At 65.5% G+C, this 19,127-nt stretch carries 14 protein-coding genes and 1 pseudogene; 10 read left to right on the top strand and 5 right to left on the bottom strand.

Annotated elements, in window-relative coordinates; genetic code table 11:
• Nucleotides 1–8: 8 nt before the first annotated feature.
• From NLM15_RS14445 to NLM15_RS14430, 4 genes are all read left to right on the top strand, one after another.
• Nucleotides 9–245 (top strand): hypothetical protein, encoded by a 237-nt coding sequence (locus NLM15_RS14445; RefSeq protein ID WP_254117738.1) that lies wholly within the window; start codon nucleotides 9–11, stop codon nucleotides 243–245.
• A gap of 184 nt (nucleotides 246–429) precedes the next feature.
• Complete coding sequence (locus tag NLM15_RS14440) at nucleotides 430–603, top strand: hypothetical protein (protein ID WP_254117737.1); 174 nt, start codon at nucleotides 430–432, stop codon at nucleotides 601–603.
• Between the two features lie 200 nt (nucleotides 604–803).
• Entirely contained in the window at nucleotides 804–968 is a 165-nt protein-coding gene (locus NLM15_RS14435) for a Flp family type IVb pilin (RefSeq protein ID WP_254117736.1), read from the top strand.
• A gap of 536 nt (nucleotides 969–1,504) precedes the next feature.
• Complete coding sequence (locus NLM15_RS14430) at nucleotides 1,505–1,924, top strand: hypothetical protein (RefSeq protein WP_254117735.1); 420 nt, start codon at nucleotides 1,505–1,507, stop codon at nucleotides 1,922–1,924.
• Between the two features lie 9 nt (nucleotides 1,925–1,933).
• Here NLM15_RS14430 and NLM15_RS14425 read toward each other — a convergent pair whose 3' ends face one another.
• Together NLM15_RS14425 and NLM15_RS14420 are read right to left on the bottom strand one after the other, a co-directional pair.
• Nucleotides 1,934–4,441, bottom strand: coding sequence for a cation-translocating P-type ATPase (locus NLM15_RS14425; protein WP_254117734.1), 2,508 nt, complete (start codon nucleotides 4,439–4,441; stop codon nucleotides 1,934–1,936).
• A gap of 9 nt (nucleotides 4,442–4,450) precedes the next feature.
• The gene (locus tag NLM15_RS14420; RefSeq protein ID WP_254117733.1) at nucleotides 4,451–5,140 is read right to left on the bottom strand and encodes a universal stress protein; all 690 of its coding nucleotides are present in this window, start codon (nucleotides 5,138–5,140) and stop codon (nucleotides 4,451–4,453) included.
• Between the two features lie 437 nt (nucleotides 5,141–5,577).
• Here NLM15_RS14420 and NLM15_RS14415 point away from each other — a divergent pair.
• The 3 genes and pseudogenes from NLM15_RS14415 to NLM15_RS14405 all read left to right on the top strand — a co-directional run.
• Nucleotides 5,578–7,221 (top strand): annotated as a pseudogene (locus NLM15_RS14415) (thiamine pyrophosphate-requiring protein); the annotation flags it as partial.
• An 86-nt stretch (nucleotides 7,222–7,307) separates the two neighbouring features.
• Nucleotides 7,308–9,815, top strand: a complete 2,508-nt coding sequence (locus tag NLM15_RS14410; protein WP_254117731.1) for a GAF domain-containing protein — start codon at nucleotides 7,308–7,310, stop codon at nucleotides 9,813–9,815.
• Between the two features lie 21 nt (nucleotides 9,816–9,836).
• Nucleotides 9,837–11,534, top strand: a complete 1,698-nt coding sequence (locus NLM15_RS14405; RefSeq protein ID WP_254117730.1) for an alpha/beta-hydrolase family protein — start codon at nucleotides 9,837–9,839, stop codon at nucleotides 11,532–11,534.
• Here NLM15_RS14405 and NLM15_RS14400 read toward each other — a convergent pair whose 3' ends face one another.
• Both NLM15_RS14400 and NLM15_RS14395 read right to left on the bottom strand, forming a co-directional pair.
• On the bottom strand, nucleotides 11,535–13,118 hold the full coding sequence (locus NLM15_RS14400; RefSeq protein WP_254117729.1) for an MDR family MFS transporter: 1,584 nt from the start codon (nucleotides 13,116–13,118) through the stop codon (nucleotides 11,535–11,537).
• Between the two features lie 155 nt (nucleotides 13,119–13,273).
• Nucleotides 13,274–13,789, bottom strand: a complete 516-nt coding sequence (locus tag NLM15_RS14395; RefSeq protein WP_254117728.1) for a YcgN family cysteine cluster protein — start codon at nucleotides 13,787–13,789, stop codon at nucleotides 13,274–13,276.
• A 293-nt stretch (nucleotides 13,790–14,082) separates the two neighbouring features.
• Here NLM15_RS14395 and NLM15_RS14390 point away from each other — a divergent pair, with 293 nt between their 5' ends.
• The 3 genes from NLM15_RS14390 to NLM15_RS14380 are packed head-to-tail and all read left to right on the top strand — an operon-like array spanning nucleotide 14,083 to nucleotide 17,537.
• Nucleotides 14,083–16,368 (top strand): transglycosylase domain-containing protein, encoded by a 2,286-nt coding sequence (locus tag NLM15_RS14390; protein WP_254117727.1) that lies wholly within the window; start codon nucleotides 14,083–14,085, stop codon nucleotides 16,366–16,368.
• Nucleotides 16,369–16,377: 9 nt separating this feature from the next.
• The gene (locus NLM15_RS14385) at nucleotides 16,378–16,956 is read left to right on the top strand and encodes a DUF1214 domain-containing protein (RefSeq protein WP_254117726.1); all 579 of its coding nucleotides are present in this window, start codon (nucleotides 16,378–16,380) and stop codon (nucleotides 16,954–16,956) included.
• Nucleotides 16,953–17,537 (top strand): DUF1254 domain-containing protein, encoded by a 585-nt coding sequence (locus NLM15_RS14380; RefSeq protein WP_254124237.1) that lies wholly within the window; start codon nucleotides 16,953–16,955, stop codon nucleotides 17,535–17,537. The genes NLM15_RS14385 and NLM15_RS14380 overlap by 4 nt, the downstream gene beginning before the upstream one ends.
• 136 nt (nucleotides 17,538–17,673) lie before the next feature.
• On the opposite strand, the gene NLM15_RS14375 is transcribed toward NLM15_RS14380, so the two are convergent.
• Nucleotides 17,674–19,044: an MFS transporter gene (locus NLM15_RS14375; RefSeq protein ID WP_254117725.1), complete on the bottom strand. Its 1,371-nt coding sequence runs from the start codon at nucleotides 19,042–19,044 to the stop codon at nucleotides 17,674–17,676.
• Nucleotides 19,045–19,127: the final 83 nt, after the last annotated feature.

Raw genomic sequence — 19,127 nt, 5'->3', positions numbered from 1 at the left:
AGCCTGACATGCCCTGGTCGACGGCGTTCGACGATCCCGTTCGCGTAGGGAGCAGGCGCAAGCTGCTCACGCTTCAAGAGGCGGCCGATTACATCATGCGGCTGCCCGAGGACGCGCAGCACGAAGCGCACTGGCAGACCGCGATCGAGACCTTGATCAACGCAGCCGAGACCGGCGGCGGCTGGGTGATGTTCGCCCGCATCGCGATGTTGCGGGCGCTGAATGCGGATGGCCGGCGCGAATGAGCGCCATGGCCGGCATCCCGGCTAACTTCCCTGCCGACCCCGACGAACAGGCTCAACAAATCGTTAAGCGGCGCTCTCGTTCCGGCACGGCAGGGTATTCCTACGGGAGACAAAATTAACCGTTGGTTCCCCCTGCACGCAGCATGGTGCCGGTCCCGATTGAGCCCAAGGGTTCGCGTGCCCCGTGCAGCAGGACGTCAGAAAGAACTACATCAGCATCGTGAACGACGGCCCTGTGACCGAACAGGCCGCGGGCACGGCGACTCGGCCGGGCACGGTGAAGGATCTGGTCAATCGCCTCGCGGCCGTGCTGAAACGCCGTCGTCCCGGCGTGCAGGGCCCCAGGATCGCGCCCTGAAAAGACGGCTCCCGCGCAGGTTCGATTTTGAATCCATTTGGATGGATCGATGGAACCTTAATTTAATGGATGCCATCGTATGTGACGGAGGCGCGACGCCCGGGCTTCATTCTTCTGTCGCGCGGAAAAATCTATTCGATCTATTTACGAGTCCGAAAACGACGCGGCCATACATTGGGTCGGATGAACAGGAGTTGGCAATGCGTTTGCTTAGGTATTTCCTTGCCGATGAGTCTGGCGCTACCGCCATCGAATACGGCCTGATCGCTGCCGGCATCGCGCTGGCCATCGTGACCGTCGTGAACAACACCGGCAGCCAGCTCCTCAACAACAAGTTCAACTCGATCAGCTCCTCGCTGAAGTAGCGGCCGCGACAGCCACGCAATTCGTCATTGCGTGGAGCTCGCGACAAAATTGCGAAGCAATTTTGCGCTGATGCGGACGAAGCAATCCAGAGTCCTTCGGCGGAGGGATTCTGGATTGCTTCGTTTGCGTTCGCGATGACTTTCGCCCGAGCCTGCCCCTCTTCTCTCGCCCCTCGAGTGCAGCGAGCCGGGGCCGTCGCAGCCACGGCATCCCAACCCGCGTCGCGTGACGGCCCGAGAACGTCTCTTGTGGCGGGCCGGGATGTATCGGGTTGTGCGACAAAAACGGATTTCCATAAATACGAATTTTTTGAACCGACGGTAACTGACCCAACGCAACGGATCGTAGCCCGGATGGAGCGCAGCGTAATCCGGGGCCGGCGCCAGCGGATGCTGTCACCCCCGAATTACGCTTCGCTCCATCCGGGCTACCCCGCTACGGCGCTTTGACGGCGATGTGAGTCCTGATAGTCTTCAGCATGGCGTGGCTCGACGCATGCTGACAATCGATGAACCAAAGCGTTTGAAGGATGCGGATGAGAAGCGTGACGCTCTTGGCTCTCGGCCTCATGTTTGTCGGCGCCTCGTCGCACGACAGTGCGAGAGGCCAGACCTCGGTCGCGCCGCCGGTTTCGCTTGCTCCGCCCAAGGCATCGCCGCCGCGCACGAGCGCCAAAGACTCCAGAACTCCCCCGCCGGCGACCTCTGGCAGAGAGGTTTCGCCACCCGTGATCGGCGGGCCTCCACAAGCACCGAATCCGGGCGCCGACTACGATGGCTTCGGCGCTGTCGACGACAATGACACCCCAAGTCAGGTGACGCCGCCCGTGAGGTCACGCGCGGCAAAGGGCTCCAAATCCAGGCCGGATACAAATGGCCCCGCGGAGCAGTCATCGGTCGATCAGGAAGATGAGGCGTTGAAACGAAAGCTGACGATCTGCAAGAACTGCAAATAGCGATCCGGGCTACGGGCTTGACGCACGCCGACTACGACGTAGCGGGTACTTCGACAATTCCAGCAGCACCAGGGATATCAGCGCCGCCGCCACCGTGACGGCGAGATCGTCGGCATGAAGCGGCCCAAAGCGAAACAGGTCGGCAGCGGCCGGCCACGCAAGGCTCACGGCGAGAACGGTGATCACGAACACGACAATGATGGTCAGTGTCCGGTTCGGCCGGGTGAAGGCTTCGACAAGCGACGTCGAGAACGAGCGGTTGACGAAGATCAGGCTCACGATCACCAGCACCAGCGAGAAGAAGGTCAGCGCCCGCACCTCGTTCGCCGGCATGCCGTAGGCATTCGCCGCCACCATCACGCCGCCGCCCAGGATCAGCGCAAGCCCGCCCTGCAGCGCCGACCAGACCAGCAGGGACCGTGGCAACAGAGGATCGTCCGGCGCGCGCGGCGGCCGCTGCATCACGTCGCGCTCTTCGGTCTCGGCCTCGAACACCAGTGAGCAGACGGGATCGATGATCATCTCGAGAAACGCGATGTGGACTGGCCCGAACAGCAGCGGCAACCCGGTCACCAGCGGCAACAGCGCAAGTCCGGCGATCGGAACGTGGACCGCGAGGATGAAGCTCATCGCCTTGCGAAGATTGTCATAGATCCGGCGGCCGAGCCGGATCGCCTTCACGATCGAGCCGAAATCGTCGTCGAGCAGAACGATCGAGGATGCTTCGCGGGCCACGTCGGTGCCGCGCCCGCCCATGGCGATGCCGATATGGGCAGCCTTCAGCGAGGGCGCATCGTTGACGCCGTCGCCCGTCATGGCAACGATCTCGCCGGCGCTCTTGAGCGCGGTGACGATGCGCAGCTTCTGGGCCGGCGCAATTCGCGCGAAGACGGTTCGTCCCCGGGCTGCCTGGGCGAGTTCGGCATCGGCCATGCCCTCGACGTCTGCCCCAGTCAGGACCCGTTCGGGATCGAGGCCTGCTTGCGTCGCGATCGCGAACGCGGTCGCGGGATAGTCGCCGGTGATCATGACCACGCGGATGCCGGCGGAGCGGCATTCGGCGACGGCGCCCTTCACTTCAGGCCGCAGCGGATCGGCGAAGCCGGTCAGGCCGCAGAACCGGAAGGAGAAGCCAGGCTGCGTCTCGGGAAGATCCGTCTCCGCACAAGTCGCCCGCGCCACGCCGAGCACGCGAAGCCCTTCCCGGGCGAGCGCATCGACACGTGCCCGCAATCCCACCAGCTCTTCGGCACTCATTCCGCAAAGCAGGCCGATTGTCTCGGGCGCGCCCTTTGCCGCGACGACGCATTCAGCGCCGCTTCCGCGCCACACGTTCGACATGGCGAGGAGGTCGGGACGCAAACCGTAGCTCTGCACGAGCCGCCAGTCGGCGCCGGTCCCCGGGCCGAGCGAATGCAACGCTTTCTCCATGGGATCGAACGGCTCCGGGGCGCAGGCTAGAACGCCGGTTTCGATCAATCGATCGAACGCAGGTTCGGCGCGCACCGCGACATCAGGCGTGCACTGCGCGCCATCGGGCAGCACCAGGCGTGCGACCGTCATGCGGTTTTCCGTCAGCGTGCCGGTCTTGTCGGTGCAGAGCACGGTCGCCGCGCCCAGCGATTCGATAGCCGAGGCACGCCGCGTCAGCACGCGGGCCTGCGAGATGCGCCAAGCCCCCATCGCGAGGAACACCGTCAGCACGACCGGAAACTCCTCTGGAAGCATCGACATGCCGAGTGCAATGCCGGCAAGCACGCCCTCCAGCCAGCCGCCGCGGTAGAGCCCATACAGGAGCACGGTCAAGGCGATGACGAAGGCGCTGGCGATGGCAAACACGGCTACCAGCCGCGCCGTCTGCTGTTGCAGACGGGGTGCTTCCGTCACTTGCGAATGCAGCGATTGTCCGATCTTGCCGATCTCGCTCCGGACTCCGGTCGAGGTGACTTCGGCCAGGCCGCTGCCGCGCACCACCAGCGTGCCGGAAAACACGAATGGCTGGTCGTCACCGCCGGCATGCGGCACCGGCTCTTCGAGCGCCGGCCGCGCCTGCTTTCGGACCGGAACGGACTCTCCCGTCAGCAATGATTCATCCAGCAGGAGATCATCGCAGCGAAGGACCGTGGCGTCGGCGGCCACGCGGTCTCCCTCGGAGAGCATGATCAGGTCGCCGCGAACGACCTCGCGACCGGGAATACGGATACGTTCGCCCGAGCGGATCACGAGCGCGCGCGGGCTGGTCAGGTCGCGCAACGAGTCGAGCACGCGCTCGGTGCGCGCCTCCTGCACGATGGTGATGACGATCGAGATCGATGCAAACACGAGAAGCAGCAGCGCCTCGCCGAGGTCGCCCAGGACGAAGTAGATCAGCCCGCCCGCCAGCAGCAACAGCAGCATGGGCTCGCGCAGCACTTCGATGACGAGGCTGACGATCGTCCGCCGCTCCGTGCGAGGCAGTTCATTGAAGCCCTCGGCTTTCAGCCGGGCCAGCGCTTCGGACGCGGTCAACCCCTGCATGGCCGGCCATCAGTGCGAGAGCAGCACCGGAAGCGGCGGACGCGTGATCATACTGCGCGTCGCGCCGCCCAGCACGAACTCGCGCAGACGCGAGTGCCCGTAGGCGCCCATGACCAGAAGGTCGCTGTCATGGACGCGCGTGGCGGCTTCCAACGCCTCGCCGATGGGGCGGCCCTGAGCATCCACGGTCTCCAGGATCACGTCCACCCCATGCCGGGCGAGATGTTTCGCCAGCTCAGGACCGGAGCGCGTCGTATCAATGCGCTTCTCGTTGGCCACGGTGACGATGTGAACACGCTTTGCCTTTGTCAGCAGCGGCATGGCATCGCCGATCGCGCGTGCAGCCGGACGGCTGAAATCCCACGCCACGGTCACGGTATCGAGTGCGAACGACTTTCCCGGCTCACGCGGCAACATCAGCACAGGACGGCCCGATTCGAAGATCAACGCCTCCGCCGTCGGCTGGTCGGCAAGTTCATTCGCCTCGGCGGGAACGATGGTGAGATCGCGGAGCCTGCCATATTCGACCAGCAGCCGCGGAAGCTCCGGCGCATGGCAGCGCTCGAGTATCCGCTCGCCAAACACCGCCCTGTCATCCGCCAGCTTCTGGAATGCGGCGAGCGCGGCCTCCGCCTGTGCACGTCCCTTCTTGGCTTCGGCGTCGGCGAGCGCAGGCACATTCAGGAATGCCGGCGACATGAAGCTGCCCGGCACGGCGATCCTGATCTCGCAGGCGATTGCCGACACCCTGGCGCCGATGCTGGCGGCAAGATCGACGGCGACCTGGACAGCCTGTGGCGGCGTGCTGTCAGGATAACTCGCGAGGCTCAGCAACAGGTCCTTGTAGCTCATGCGGGGTTCCCTGGGCGCAATTGCAAGATTGGGGGTGCGTCATCTCACCACCACCATCATGATGCCATGCGGCACCCGGCTGGCGGCTTGACTTGGGTCAAGCCGCCAGCCGACAGAGGGCCTCGCGGGCCTCCATTCGCCGGGAAAGCAGTGATAGCGATTGGTGGGGCCATCCTGCATGGCTGACCTACCTGCATGAGCATCGCGCCGTGCTTTACCGTCTCTGCGATTCCTGATCCTCTCTCGCCCAACCAGCCGGGACCAACCGGCCAAGCCCCGAGGAGAGAGACGCCATGAAGCTCGGCACCGCGATCGCGGAAATCATGAAGCGCGAGGGGATCGAGATCCTCTGCGGCTATCCGGTCAATCATCTGATCGAGCACGCGGCAAAGGCCGAGATCCGGCCCGTGATGGTGCGGCAGGAGCGCGTCGGCGTGCACATGGCGGATGCGATCTCGCGGGTGACGTCGGGGCGCAGCATCGGCGCGTTCTGCATGCAGCATGGGCCCGGCGCGGAGAACGCGATGGGTGGCGTCGCGCAGTGCTACGGCGAATCTGTTCCCGTGCTGGTGCTGCCGATGGGTTATCAGCGCCGGCTCGCGCATATCGAGCCGAACTTCAATTCCAGCGAGGCGATGAAGCCGTTCGCGAAGTCCTCCGAACCCATCATCCTCGCCGCCGAGGTCGCCAACATTTTTCGACGCGCCTTTACCAAATTGAAGAACGGGCGCGGCGGGCCCGTCATCGTCGAGATTCCCGCGGACATGTGGAACGAAGAGGTGCCGGAGCCGCTGAACTACACGCCGGTGCTGCGCACGCGCTACGGCGCCGACCCTGTCCATGTGAAGGAGGCAGCCGCCCTGCTCGTGAATGCAAAACGGCCGGTGCTCTATGCCGGCCAGGGCGTGCATTACGCGCAGGCCTGGCCGCAGCTGAAACGGCTGGCCGAGCGGCTCGCCATTCCCGTCACCACCAGCTTAGGGGGGAAGTCGTCATTTCCGGAAACGCACCCGCTCTCGCTCGGCTCGGGCGGCCTCGCGGTGCCGCGCGCAGTCCCGAAATTTCTCGCCGAAGCCGACGTCATCTTCGGCATCGGCTGCTCGTTCACGGAAACCAATTTCGGCATCGCGATGCCGAAAGGCAAGACCATCATCCATTCGACGCTCGATCCGAACCATCTCAACAAGGACGTGGAGGCCACGATCGGCCTCGTCGGCGATGCCGGGCTCGTGCTCGATGCTCTGCTCGAGGAGATCGGCAAGACCGTCACGGCGGATCGCGACGCATCGGCGGTCGCGGCCGAGATCGCCGCGTCCCACAAGGAGTGGCTGGCGAAATGGATGCCAAAGCTCACCAGCAATGATGCGCCGCTCAGCCCCTATCGCGTGCTGTGGGACTTGCAGCACACCGTCGATATCAAGAACACCATCATCACGCATGACGCCGGCAGCCCGCGCGACCAGCTCTCGCCGTTCTGGAAATCGGTCGAGCCCCTCACCTATCTCGGCTGGGGCAAGACGACGCAGCTCGGCTACGGCCTTGGGCTCGCGATGGGCGCGAAGCTCGCAAAGCCCGACAAGCTCTGCATCAATGTCTGGGGCGACGCCGCGATCGGCTTCACCGGCATGGATTTCGAGACCGCGGTGCGCGAGCGTATCCCGATCATGTCGATCCTGCTCAACAATTTCTCGATGGCGATCGAGTTGAAGGTGATGCCGGTCTCGACCGAGAAATATCGTTCGACCGACATTTCCGGCGACTATGCCGCGATGGCGCGCGCGTTCGGCGGCTATGGTGAGCGGGTGACGAAGCCGGAGGATATCATCCCCGCGATCAGGCGCGGCATCCAGAAGACGAAAGAAGGCGTGCCGGTGCTACTGGAATTCATCACCAGCAAGGAGACCGAGGTGTCGCGGCCGGGCACGTGAGGCGAGCTGGGCGCTGGCTCCGGCCGCGGGAGTTGTGATAATCCGCCCTGGTGCCGCGCACGTCGCGGCATCAAGCCGGATTGCCAATGACCACCCCTTCCAACGACGTAGCCGGGATCGACGAGCTCAAGCGGCAATTGCGGTCGGCCGCGGCCGAGAACGCACAGCTGCGCGGCGAGCTTGCGATTGCAAGGGATCGCCAGAGCGCCAGCGCCGAGATCTTGCGCACCATCGCGGCCTCCCCGTCCGACGCAAGGCCGGTCTTCGCCGCGATCGCGTCCAGCTCCAAGCGTCTGCTCGGAGGCTTCTCGGCGACCGTGCTCCAGTTCATCGGCGACGAGCTGCACCTCGTGGCATTCACGCCGACCAGCCCGGACGCGGACGAAGGCCTGAAGGCGGCCTTCCCGCGGCGGATCGAGGACTTTCCGACTTTTGCTCTCGTTCGCGGCGGCGAAACGATCCAGTTTCCCGATAGCGAAGCGGACGACGTCCCCGAGCTGAACCGCAATCTGGCCCGGCTGCGCGGCTTTCGCAGCGTGTTGTTCATGCCGCTGATGAACCGGGGCACGCCGGTCGGCATGATCAGCGTCACGCGCGCGGAGCCCGGTGCGTTTGCGCCCGATCTCGTGCAGTTGCTTCAGACCTTTGCCGACCAGGCCGTGATCGCGATCGAGAATGCGCGGCTGTTCAACGAGACACGCGAGACGCTGGAGCGGCAGACCGTCACCGCCGACATTCTGAAAGTGATGGCCGCCTCGCCGTCGGACGTGCAGCCGGTGTTCGACGCCATCGCCGCCAACGCCAACCGGCTGATCGGCGGCTTCTCCACCGCGGTGCTGCGCTATGTCGACGGCGCGGCGCATCTTGCGGCCTTCACGCCGACCGACCCGGCCGGCGATCGCGTGCTGCAGTCGTCGTTCCCGGTGCCGTTCGCGCAGTTCCCGCCCTACCAGCTCGTGGCCAATGGCGCGGCGGCGCAACTGCCCGACACCGAGCGCGAACCGGCGGCGCGCGACATCGCGCGTGCCCGCGGGTACCGCAGCATGCTGTTCACGCCCTTGATGAGCGAGGGCGAAGCCGTGGGCGTCATCATCGCCACGCGGCGCGCGACGGGTGCGTTCGCCGAACATCATGTGCGGCTGCTACAGACCTTCGCCGACCAGGCGGTGATCGCGGTCAAGAATGTCAGCCTGTTCAACGCCACCAGGGAGGCGCTGGAACGGCAGACCGCGACCGCTGACATCCTCAAAGTGATCGCAGCCTCGCCGGCAGATGTGACGCCGGTGTTCCAGGCCATCTCCGACAGCGCCAAGGCGCTGGTCGGCGGACATTCCTCCACGGTCACCCGCGTCATCGACGGCATGCTGCATCTCGCCGCCTTCACCACCGACGTTGAGGCCGGCAATGCCGATCTGCTCAACTCCTTTCCGGCGCCGCTTGCGGCATCAGGCATCCACAGCCGGGTCGCGAGCAGCGGAGACTATGCATTTCGCAGCGACATGCAGAACGAGCCCGATCTGACCGAGGCCATGCGGGAGCTGGCGCGAATCCGAGGCTATCGCAGCATCCTCGTGATCCCGATGCTGCGCGACGGCGTTGCGATCGGCACGATCGGCGTGACGCGGCCGGAGGCCGGCCCTTTCCCGGACAAGGCGATCAGCCTGCTCAAGACCTTTGCCGACCAGGCCGTGATCGCGGTCGAGAACACGCGCCTGTTCAACGAGGTGCAGGACCGCACGCGGGAGCTCGCCAAATCGCTCGACGATTTGCGCGCGGCGCAAGACCGGCTGATCCAGACCGAGAAGCTGGCCTCGCTCGGCCAGCTCACCGCCGGCATCGCGCACGAGATCAAGAACCCGCTCAACTTCGTCAACAATTTTGCCTCGCTCTCGGCCGAGCTGACCGACGAGCTGAACGAGGTGCTCGCGCCCGCCCCGCTCGCCGACGATCTGCGCGCGGAGGTCGACGAGCTGACGGGACTTCTGAAAGACAATCTTGAAAAGGTCGTGCAGCACGGCAGGCGCGCCGATTCCATCGTCAAGAACATGCTGCTGCATTCGCGCGAGGGCGGCGGCGAGCATCGGGAGAGCGACGTCAACGCGCTGGTCGAGGAGAGCCTCAACCTCGCGTATCACGGCGCGCGTGCCGAGAAGCCGCAGTTCGACGTGACGCTGAAGCGCGAGCTCGACCCGGCGGCAGGTTCGGCCGAATTGTTTCCGCAGGAAATCACGCGGGTGCTGCTGAACCTGATCTCGAACGGGTTTTACGCGGTGAGCAAGCGCAAGGCGGACAATCGCGCCGGCGATTACGAGCCGGTGGTGATCGCCGCGACCCGCGATCGCGGCGACAGCATCGAGATCCGCATCCGCGACAACGGCACCGGCATTCCGGAAGACGTGAAGGCGAAGATGTTCAATCCGTTCTTCACGACCAAGCCGGCCGGCGAAGGCACCGGTCTCGGGCTGTCGATGAGCCACGACATCATCGTGAAGCAGCACGGCGGCACGATCGACGTCGACACACGTCCAGGTGAGTTTACCGAGTTCACGATCCTGCTGCCGCGCAGGAGCAGTTTTTCAGACGGCAGAGGATAACGTCGCTCGGGAGGTGCTTTCATGAATCCAGCGCGGCTCATTCGGCGGCAATTGCTGTCGCTGTCCGGCATCGGCCTCATGCTTGGCGCGCTGTTCTTCGCGGCCGCGCTGACGCCGACGCTGATCCCGCGCAGCTATCTCACGCAAGGCGCCCTCGCCGGCGGCTGCTTTGCGATCGGCTATTCCGCCGGCGTCCTGTGGCGCCGGCTGTGGCACTATCTCGAGCTGCCCGAGCCCTCGTCGCGCGCAAGGTCGATTGCGAACGCGCTGGCGGCAGTCGGCTGCCTGCTCGTCGTCATCGTCTTTCTGTGGCGCACTGCCGAATGGCAGAACTCGATCCGTGCCGTCATGAAGATGGCACCGGTCGAGACCGCGCATCCGTTCAAGGTCTGCGCCATTGCCCTGATCACATTCGTCGTGCTGCTGGTGCTGGCACGGCTGTTCACACTTGTCGCCCGCTTCGTCGCCGCGCACACGAGACGTGTCATTCCGCCGAGGATCGCGAACGTCATCGGCGTGCTCGCTGCCGTCCTGTTGTTCTGGTCGATCGCCAGCAACGTCCTGATCCGCGCGGCGTTCAACGCACTCGACTCCTCCTTCCGCGAGCTCGACGCCTTGCAAGAGCCTGAGCGGCCGCAACCGGCCGCCCCCGATCGAACAGGCAGTTCTGCGTCACTGGTGAAGTGGAAGCAGCTTGGCCGCATGGGGCGCCGATTCGTTGCGTCTGGCCCGACCGCAGCCGAGATCGGCACCCTTACGGGAGGGCCTGCGCAGAATCCCGTGCGCGTCTATGTCGGCCTCGGCAGCCGCGACACCGCGCAAGCGCGCGCCAGGCTTGCGCTCGACGAGCTCAAACGCCAGCACGGCTTCGACCGCAAAATCCTGATCGTCATCACACCGACCGGCACCGGCTGGATCGATCCGGCCGCGATGGACACGGTCGAGTACCTCCACCATGGCGATGTCGCGAGCGTCGCGATGCAGTACTCCTATCTCAACAGCCCGCTGTCGCTGCTGTTTCAGCCCGAATACGGTGCCGAGGCGTCGCGCGCGCTGTTCGCTGAAATCTACGGCTACTGGACGAGCCTGCCGAAGGACCGGCGGCCAAGGCTGTATTTGCACGGACTGAGCCTCGGCGCGATGAACTCGGAAAAATCCGCAGAGCTGTTCGAGACGATCGGCGATCCCATTGCCGGCGCGCTGTGGAGCGGGGCCCCGTTCGAGAGCCGCATCTGGCGCTGGATCACCGCGAACCGCAATCCGGGATCGCCGGCCTGGCTGCCGGAATTCCGCGACGGCCGCTTCGTGCGCTTCATGAACCAGAACGGGCCGACGGTGCCGCCGGATTCGCCCTGGGGCCCGATGCGCGTCGTCTATCTGCAGTACGCCAGCGACGCGATCACGTTCTTTGCCTACCGCGACGCCTATCAGGTTCCGGACTGGATGACGGCGCCGCGCGGGCCGGACGTGTCACCGGAGCTGCGATGGTATCCTGTCGTGACGATGCTGCAGCTCGCCCTCGACATGGCGGTCGCGAACGGCACGCCGATGGGCTTTGGCCATGTCTATGCGCCCGAGCATTACGTCGATGCCTGGGTCGCGGTCACCGATGTCCATGACTGGCCCGCCGAGGCGCTGGCGCGGCTCAAAGAGCAGCTTGCGGCGAAAGCCCGGAAGACGAATACCGGAGACGACCCCTACGACGATCGCGGCGGCTAGCTACTCCGCCATCTCGACCGGCTGCGTGACGGAGGGGCCGGCCAGCGGCCGCTCCTCCATCATGATCAGGCAGAGCGCAGCGGTGGTCATCAGCGCGGTGGCGGCGCCGAAGACGAAGCGGAACGCGTGGCGCATGTCGTCGGCGGGAATGACGATGGCCCCCGCGACGTGATGCTCACCGGCGAGCGGAACGTCGGTGCCGAGCGCGATCAGCAGGATCGCCGCAAAGGCCGCGACCGTGAACGAGGACATCAGCGAGCGGAAGAAGTTCATCGCGCCGGTGATGGTGCCGACTTGCGGGCGCGCGACCGAGTTCTGCAGCGAGACCACGCAGACCGGGAACGTCGTGCCGAGCCCGAGCGCGAACGCGGCCATCAGCGTCAGGAGGCCCCACAGCGGCAAGGTGGTGACCGTGAGGGCGAGGCCGCACAGCGCGGCCCAGGACGTGCCGATGATGGCGACGCGCTTGTAGTGTTTGGCACGCGCCATGGTGCGCCCAGCGATCGCCGCGCCGCAGGTCGAGACGGCCGCGAGCGGAATGAGTGCGAGGCCCGCCTCGCTGGCGCTGAGATGATAGACCTGCTCGTAATAGAGCGGCAGCTGCACGGTGAGGCCGGTGATGGCGCCGAGGCCGCAGCCGCCGGCCGTCAGCGCGAACGGCGCAACCGATCCCGTCAGCAGCTTCAGCGGCAGGAACGGCTCGTCGGCTCGGCGCGCGTGCCAGACGAAGGTAACTGCGAGTGCGACCGCCGCACCAACCATCGACAGCACGGTCGGCGAGAGCCACGGGAAGCGCGTGCCGCCCCAGGTCAGCACCAGCATGAAGACGACGGCGGAGGCCATCAGCAGGACGCCGCCGAGCCAGTCGACCTTGCGCTTGCGGTGGAACACCGGGATCTTCTTCATCTTCGGCAGCAGCATCACGATGGCCGCAGCCGCGAGCGGCAGGTTGATCCAGAAGATCATCGACCAGTGCAGATGCTCGGCGAACACGCCGCCGATCACGGGGCCGAGGATGCCGCCGACCATCCAGACGCTGGAGAAATAGGCCTGGTACTGGCCGCGCTCGCGCGGTGAAACGACGTCGGAGATCACGGTCTGCACGACAGGCATGATGCCGCCGCCGCCAAGGCCCTGAAGGCCGCGCGCCAGAATCAGCATCGGCATGCTCGGCGCGACCGCGCACAGGATCGAACCCGCGACGAACAGGCTGAGCGAGGTGATGATCATGGCCTTGCGGCCGTAGATGTCGCTGAGCGTGCCGAACACCGGCGCCACCGCGGTCGAGGCGAGCAGGTAGGCGGTGATGACCCAAGAGAGATTGGAGACGTCTTGAAACTGGCGCCCGATGGTCGGCAGCGCGGTCGCGACGATGGTCTGGTCGAGCGCGGCGAGGAACATCGTCAGCATCAGGCTGATGACGATGGTGCGGACTTCATCTTGAGAGAGCGGCGCCGGCGGCGCGAGCGAGGGCGCGTCATCGACGCTCAAGACCTCGCTGGGAAGGCGGGACAGCTCTTCGGCGATATCGTCAGGCAACGCCTGAATGTCGGCAGAACTGCTCTGCCGGTCGAACTTGTTCATCTCGATCGGAAGCCGTGAGGCGGCGCAACGCCGCGAAGGATTCGTTCTATGCAGCCAATGTAGAGAGGAAAGTTCTTCTCAGGCAGGCTCTGCCGCGCATGGGTGCATCCCACCATGGGGTCATCCCGCAGACGTGATCGAAACCGAAAGGCGGATCAGTCCTTCGGGCGTCGCTTCAGGCGTGCCCGTTTCGGCAGCTGTGCCGGCCATTGCACGATGTGATCCTCGAGCTCATCGTCCGGGATCTCCTCCTCGCTGCCCTCGACCCGGCCGCGCACGGAGACGCCGGCTTCATGAACGGTGTTGGGATCGCCCGACACCAGCGGATGCCACCAATAGAGATCGCGCCCTTCGGCGACGAGCTTGTAGCCGCAGCTCGGCGGCAGCCAGTTCAGGGTGCGGACATTGGCCGGGGTCAGGCGGACGCAGTCCGGAACCTTGGCGGAACGATTCGGGTAGTCCTTGCAGGCGCAGGTCGCCCCATCGAGCAACTTGCAGCCGACATGAGTGAAATAGATGTCGCCGGTATCCTCGTCCTCGAGCTTGTTCAGGCAGCAGCGGCCGCAGCCGTCGCACAGGCTTTCCCATTCGGGCCCCGACATCTCTTCCAACGTCTTGGTTTTCCAGAAGAATCCTTCCTGGCCGGAAGGTCGTTTGGGAGCTGCGGTCATGCGCCTCAACAAGGGTTCGAAAGAGCTACGGCACCGCCATCTAGGGCGTGCGGCCATGAGGCTGCAAGCAACGCCTCCGCGAGGCCCGTAATGAACCGGGGTCAATTAGGCCTGTTGTTCAAAATCGTGAGCCTGGCCATTGGTTTATAGACCCTGCTCGGCTAGAAGGAACAGCAAGTCCCCTCGGACGCGAAACGGGCGCCTTGGGTTTGCCGTAACATTCCCTCAAGACGTCCCAGTGCCGCCCCGGCCGGGTGCTTGAACGCTGTCGAACCGAGCCTCAAGGGTTCTAGGTGGTCCAGAACACACCATCCAACTGGAAGAGCCGCGTCCGGAATTTCTTTCTGGACCTCGACGCGCGCATCGATTCCTCGCTGTTCTCCTCGGCCAAGGGCATCCGCGAGCTCTACGAGCGCTATTCGACCTTCATGGACCGGTTCTATGTCGGCCGCTGGAAGCGCTGGGTGTTCATCGAGCCGCTGTCGGAAGCCGCGACCCTGGGCCTCGGCGGCCTCGTCGTGATGCTCACGCTCGCCATCCCCGCCTTCCGCGAGACCGCGGACGAGGACTGGCTGAAGAAGTCCGACCTCGCGGTGAGCTTCCTCGACCGCTACGGCAACCCGATCGGCAGCCGCGGCATCAAGCATAACGACTCGATCCCGCTGGAAGACTTTCCGGACGTGCTGATCAAGGCGACGCTGGCGACCGAAGACCGCCGCTTCTACGAGCATTTCGGCATCGACATCGCCGGCACCGCGCGCGCGCTCGTCACCAACGCCCAGGCCGGCGGCGTCCGCCAGGGCGGCTCCTCGATCACCCAGCAGCTCGCCAAGAACCTGTTCCTGAGCAACGAGCGCACCATCGAGCGCAAGGTCAACGAGGCCTTCCTCGCGGTCTGGCTGGAATGGCGCCTGACCAAGAATGAGATCCTCAAGCTCTATCTCGACCGCGCCTATATGGGCGGCGGCACCTTCGGCGTCGACGGCGCGGCGCATTTCTACTTCAACAAATCCGCCCGCGATGTCACGCTGTCTGAAGCCGCGATGCTCGCCGGCCTGTTCAAGGCGCCGACCAAATACGCCCCGCACATCAACCTGCCCGCGGCGCGTGCCCGCGCCAACGTCGTGCTCGACAACCTCGTCGATGCCGGTTTCATGACCGAGGGCCAGGTGTTCGGCGCCCGCCGCAACCCGGCCTTCGCGGTCGACCGCCGCGACGAGGCTTCGCCGAACTACTATCTAGACTACGCCTTCGACGAGATGCGCAAGCTGGTCGACACCTTCCCGAAATCGTATACCGAGCGGGTGTTCGTGGTGCGCCTTGCGATCGACACCAACGTGCAGAAGGCCGCGGAAGACGCGATCGAGAACCAGCTGCGCCAGTTCGGCCGCGACTATCACGCGACGCAGGCCGCGACCGTTGTTTCCGATCTTGACGGCGGCATCCGCGCCATGGTCGGCGGCCGTGACTATGGCGCCAGCCAGTTCAACCGCGCGACCGACGCCTATCGTCAGCCCGGCTCGTCGTTCAAGCCTTATGTCTACACCACGGCGCTCCTCAACGGCTTCACGCCGAACTCGATCGTGGTCGACGGCCCGGTCTGCATCGGCAATTGGTGCCCGCAGAACTATGGCCATTCCTATTCGGGGTCGGTGACGCTGACGCAGGCGATCACGCGCTCGATCAACGTCGTACCGGTGAAGCTCTCGATCGCGATCGGACAGAAGGAACAGCCGAAAGCGCCGAACCCGGCCAAGATCGGCCGCGCCAAGATCGTCGAGGTCGCCCGCCGCTTCGGCCTCAAGGCGCCGCTGCCCGATACGCCGTCGCTGCCGATCGGCTCGGACGAAGTCACCGTGCTCGAGCACGCCGTCGCCTACGCGACCTTCCCCAACCGCGGCAAGGCGGTGACGCCGCATTCGGTGCTGGAGGTGCGCACCGGCGCCGGCGATCCGGTCTGGCGCTGGGACCGCGACGGTCCGAAGCCGCGGCAGGCGATCCCGGCCTCCGTTGCCTCCGACATGGCCGGCATGATGAGCCACGTCGTCAGCGAAGGCACCGCGCGCCGCGCCGCGCTCGACGGCATTCCGACCGCCGGCAAGACCGGCACGACGAACGCGTATCGCGACGCCTGGTTCGTCGGCTACACCGGCAATTTCACCTGCGCGGTCTGGTACGGCAACGACGACTACTCGCCGACCAACCGCATGACCGGCGGCTCGCTGCCGGCGCAGACCTGGCACGACATCATGGTCGTCGCGCATCAGGGCGTCGAGGTCCGGGAAATCCCCGGCATCGGCATGGGCCAGAAGCTGCCGCCGCAGCCGATGGCCGCCCAGGCCAACGCGGCGCCGAAGGTGCTGGAGACCAAGCCCGGTCCGCCGCCCGTGCTGACCAAGCGCGGCGCGGACATCCTGGTGCGCGTCGAGAAGCTGCTCGATGACGCCGCCAGGACCGCGACCAAGTCGGCCACCGACGACGGCAAGCTGGCCAAGCCGGCCTCGTCGACGAGCGCACTCGCCTTCCCACAGAACTATGCGGAAGAGAATGCGAACGCATCCGTCCCGCGCAAGAACTGACATAAACCCGTGCGGCTGATCCTGATCACATTGACGGCCCTTCTGCTCGCGAGCGTGGTCGGCGTCGGCGCGACCTGGATGACGACGACGCGCGGCACCGAGATCGGCGCGCTGACCATCGGTTCCTGGACCGCCCGCCCCCGCACCGGCACCGCCGACGTCGATCCGTATTCGCGCGCCACCATCGTGCGCAACGGCGAGCTGCCGATCGGCACCGGCGACGGCGTCGCCTTCACCGCGACCGCCGACGACAAGAAGAAGGCGCTCGACGGCCGCTGCGACGTCGTCGTCTCCGGCGTGACGCCGCCGGCGCGGTTCTGGACGCTGACGCTGTACGACCGCAAGGGCCACCTCGTCGCCAATTCGCTGCAGCGCTACGGCTTCACCAGCCAGGAGATCGTGCGGCAATCCGACGGCTCGTTCGAGATCCGCATCGCCTCGCGCTCGCGCGCCGGCAACTGGCTGCCGACCGGCGGCATCGAGCGCTACGCGCTGATGCTGCGCTTCTACGACACGCCGGTCGGCGTTGCGACGCGCACCCAGCGCGATGCGCCGATGCCCACGATCAAGACGGTGGGATGCTCATGATCCGCCTGTTGTTCACGATCGTCGCGGGTGTGGTGCTGGGCCTCGTCGTCCACCTCGTCAGCGTGCTGGCGCTGCCGCGGATCGCGACGCAGGACGCCTATTCGCGGCTGACGCCGATGACCAAGCTCAACGGCGTCACGCAGCTCCCCCTCGCCGATCCCAACAATTCGCCGATGCCGTTCATGGACCCGGCCTTCGCGATCGCGATCTGCCGCTACGACCTCACAAACGGGCCGATCAAGCTGACGGTGCCGGTGAGCCAGGCCTACACCTCGGTGTCGTTCTACACCCGCAACGAGATCGCCTATTACGCCATCAACGACCGCTCCGCCGGCAAGAAGGTGATCGAGCTCGACCTGATGACCGAGCCGCAGCACAACGAGCTGCCCGAGGACGAAGAGGTCACCGCGGCCGACCGCCTGATCATCGATTCCCCGAGCACGACCGGCCTGATCGTGATGAAGGCGCTCGCCGCCGAGCCCGGCCTGATGCAGCAGGCGCAGGCAACGCTTCAGGCTGCGAGCTGCGGACCGCAGACCGAGCAGCCGGCCAAGGCCGAGGCCCCGCGCGGCCGGCGTTGAGCGTTTCGGCGCTCTCAAAACAAAAAGTGCGAAAACAACCCCATGCACAGTAGCCGGTGGCTGCCGGGATCTTGACCGGCAGCTCCTGCGAAGTCATTGACACGCCGGTCGAAACGGCAGCTCAGCCGCATCGCCCTCACATGGAAGCCCGCGACGGCTCGGCCGGCTGCGCAGGCTGGTGCATGTCGACGATCGCCACCGCGACGAATGTGATGGCGACGCAGGCGGCGATGACGGCGAAGAACATCGTCGCACCGTAGTTGAGGGCGAACGTGCCGACATAGGCACTGACGATGGCCCCTGCCCGACCGAAGCCGGCCGCCGCACCGACGCCGGTCGACCGGACGTTCGTCGGGTACACGTAGGCGGCCAGCGCATACAACGACCCCTGCGCGCCGAGCAGGCAGAAGCCCTCGACACAGAGAAGCGTCATCAGCAGCGGCCTGGTTTCAATCGAGAGCGGCATCGACGCCAGGATCGCTGCACCGACGATCGCTGCGCCGGCCACGGTCAGGATCGCGACCCGCGAGCCGTATCGGCCGATCGCCCAGCCGGTGACGATACAGCCGGCGACGCCGCCGAAGTTGAACAGCGCCAGAGCAAAACTCGTCGACTGAACGTCAAAGCCCTTGCTGGTCAGGAGCGTCGGGGCCCACGCGTACAGGACGTAGACTGGCAACAGACAGAAGAAGAACGCAATCCAGAGCGCCGTCGTCGTGCGGCGAAGGCTGGCAATGAACAGCGCCGTAATCGACGCGCGCTCCACCCCGGCCTCGCGCCCGTCCACAAACACGCTGGACGAAATGGCGGTCCTGTCGAGGATCTGCACCGACTTCGCCACCCTCTTCGGATCGGCTCCGCGCGCCAGCAAATATTGCGGGGATTCCGGCAATGCGATCGCCAGGATCAACGCAACGATCATCGGCAATGCGCCGCTGATCACGAACAGCATGCGCCAGCCGTATTCCGGCTGCAGCTGGGCCGCGAGCACGCCGCCAATCATGCCTCCGATCGGGATGCAGACGATCCCCAACATCACGGAGAGGCTTCGATTTCGCCTGGGCGTGAATTCGGCGATCAGCGCCGTCGCCGCCGGAAGCGCGCCGCCGAGCCCGAGGCCCGCGAGGAATCGATACAGGCCGACCTCGCCCACACCATGCGCGGCTGCGATTGCCAGAGTTGCCGCGCCGAACAGAAAGACCGACGCGATGAGAGCCACCTTGCGTCCGAGCCAGTCTCCGACGATGCCGCCGATCGGCGTGCCGACCGTCATGCCGACGAAGCCGAGCGCCAGGGCCGGCGCGAAATCACCACGCGTGACGCTCCACTCCTTGATCATCGACGGTATGGCGAATCCGAGAATCTGATTGTCCAGGCCGTCGAGAATGATGGCCAGCGCACATAGCAGCAGAACCTGCTTGCGCGGGGTCGTCCACGCCCCGTCTTCAGCCAGCGATCCGATGTCGATGACAGGATTTTGCGTCGTCTCCAATGTCTGTGTCGTCACGTTCTTCTCCCCCTTTGTGCTGGTCCTTCGAATTCCTGGTCGTGGAAGCCACGCGGCTTCGGATGCTCTCGCCCGAGCCGCAC

The organism is Bradyrhizobium sp. CCGB20 (assembly GCF_024199855.1).
In the GTDB taxonomy this organism is placed as follows: Bacteria; Pseudomonadota; Alphaproteobacteria; order Rhizobiales; family Xanthobacteraceae; genus Bradyrhizobium.
Note: the sequence above shows the minus strand (reverse complement) of the source record. Positions and strands in the feature narration are given on the sequence as shown.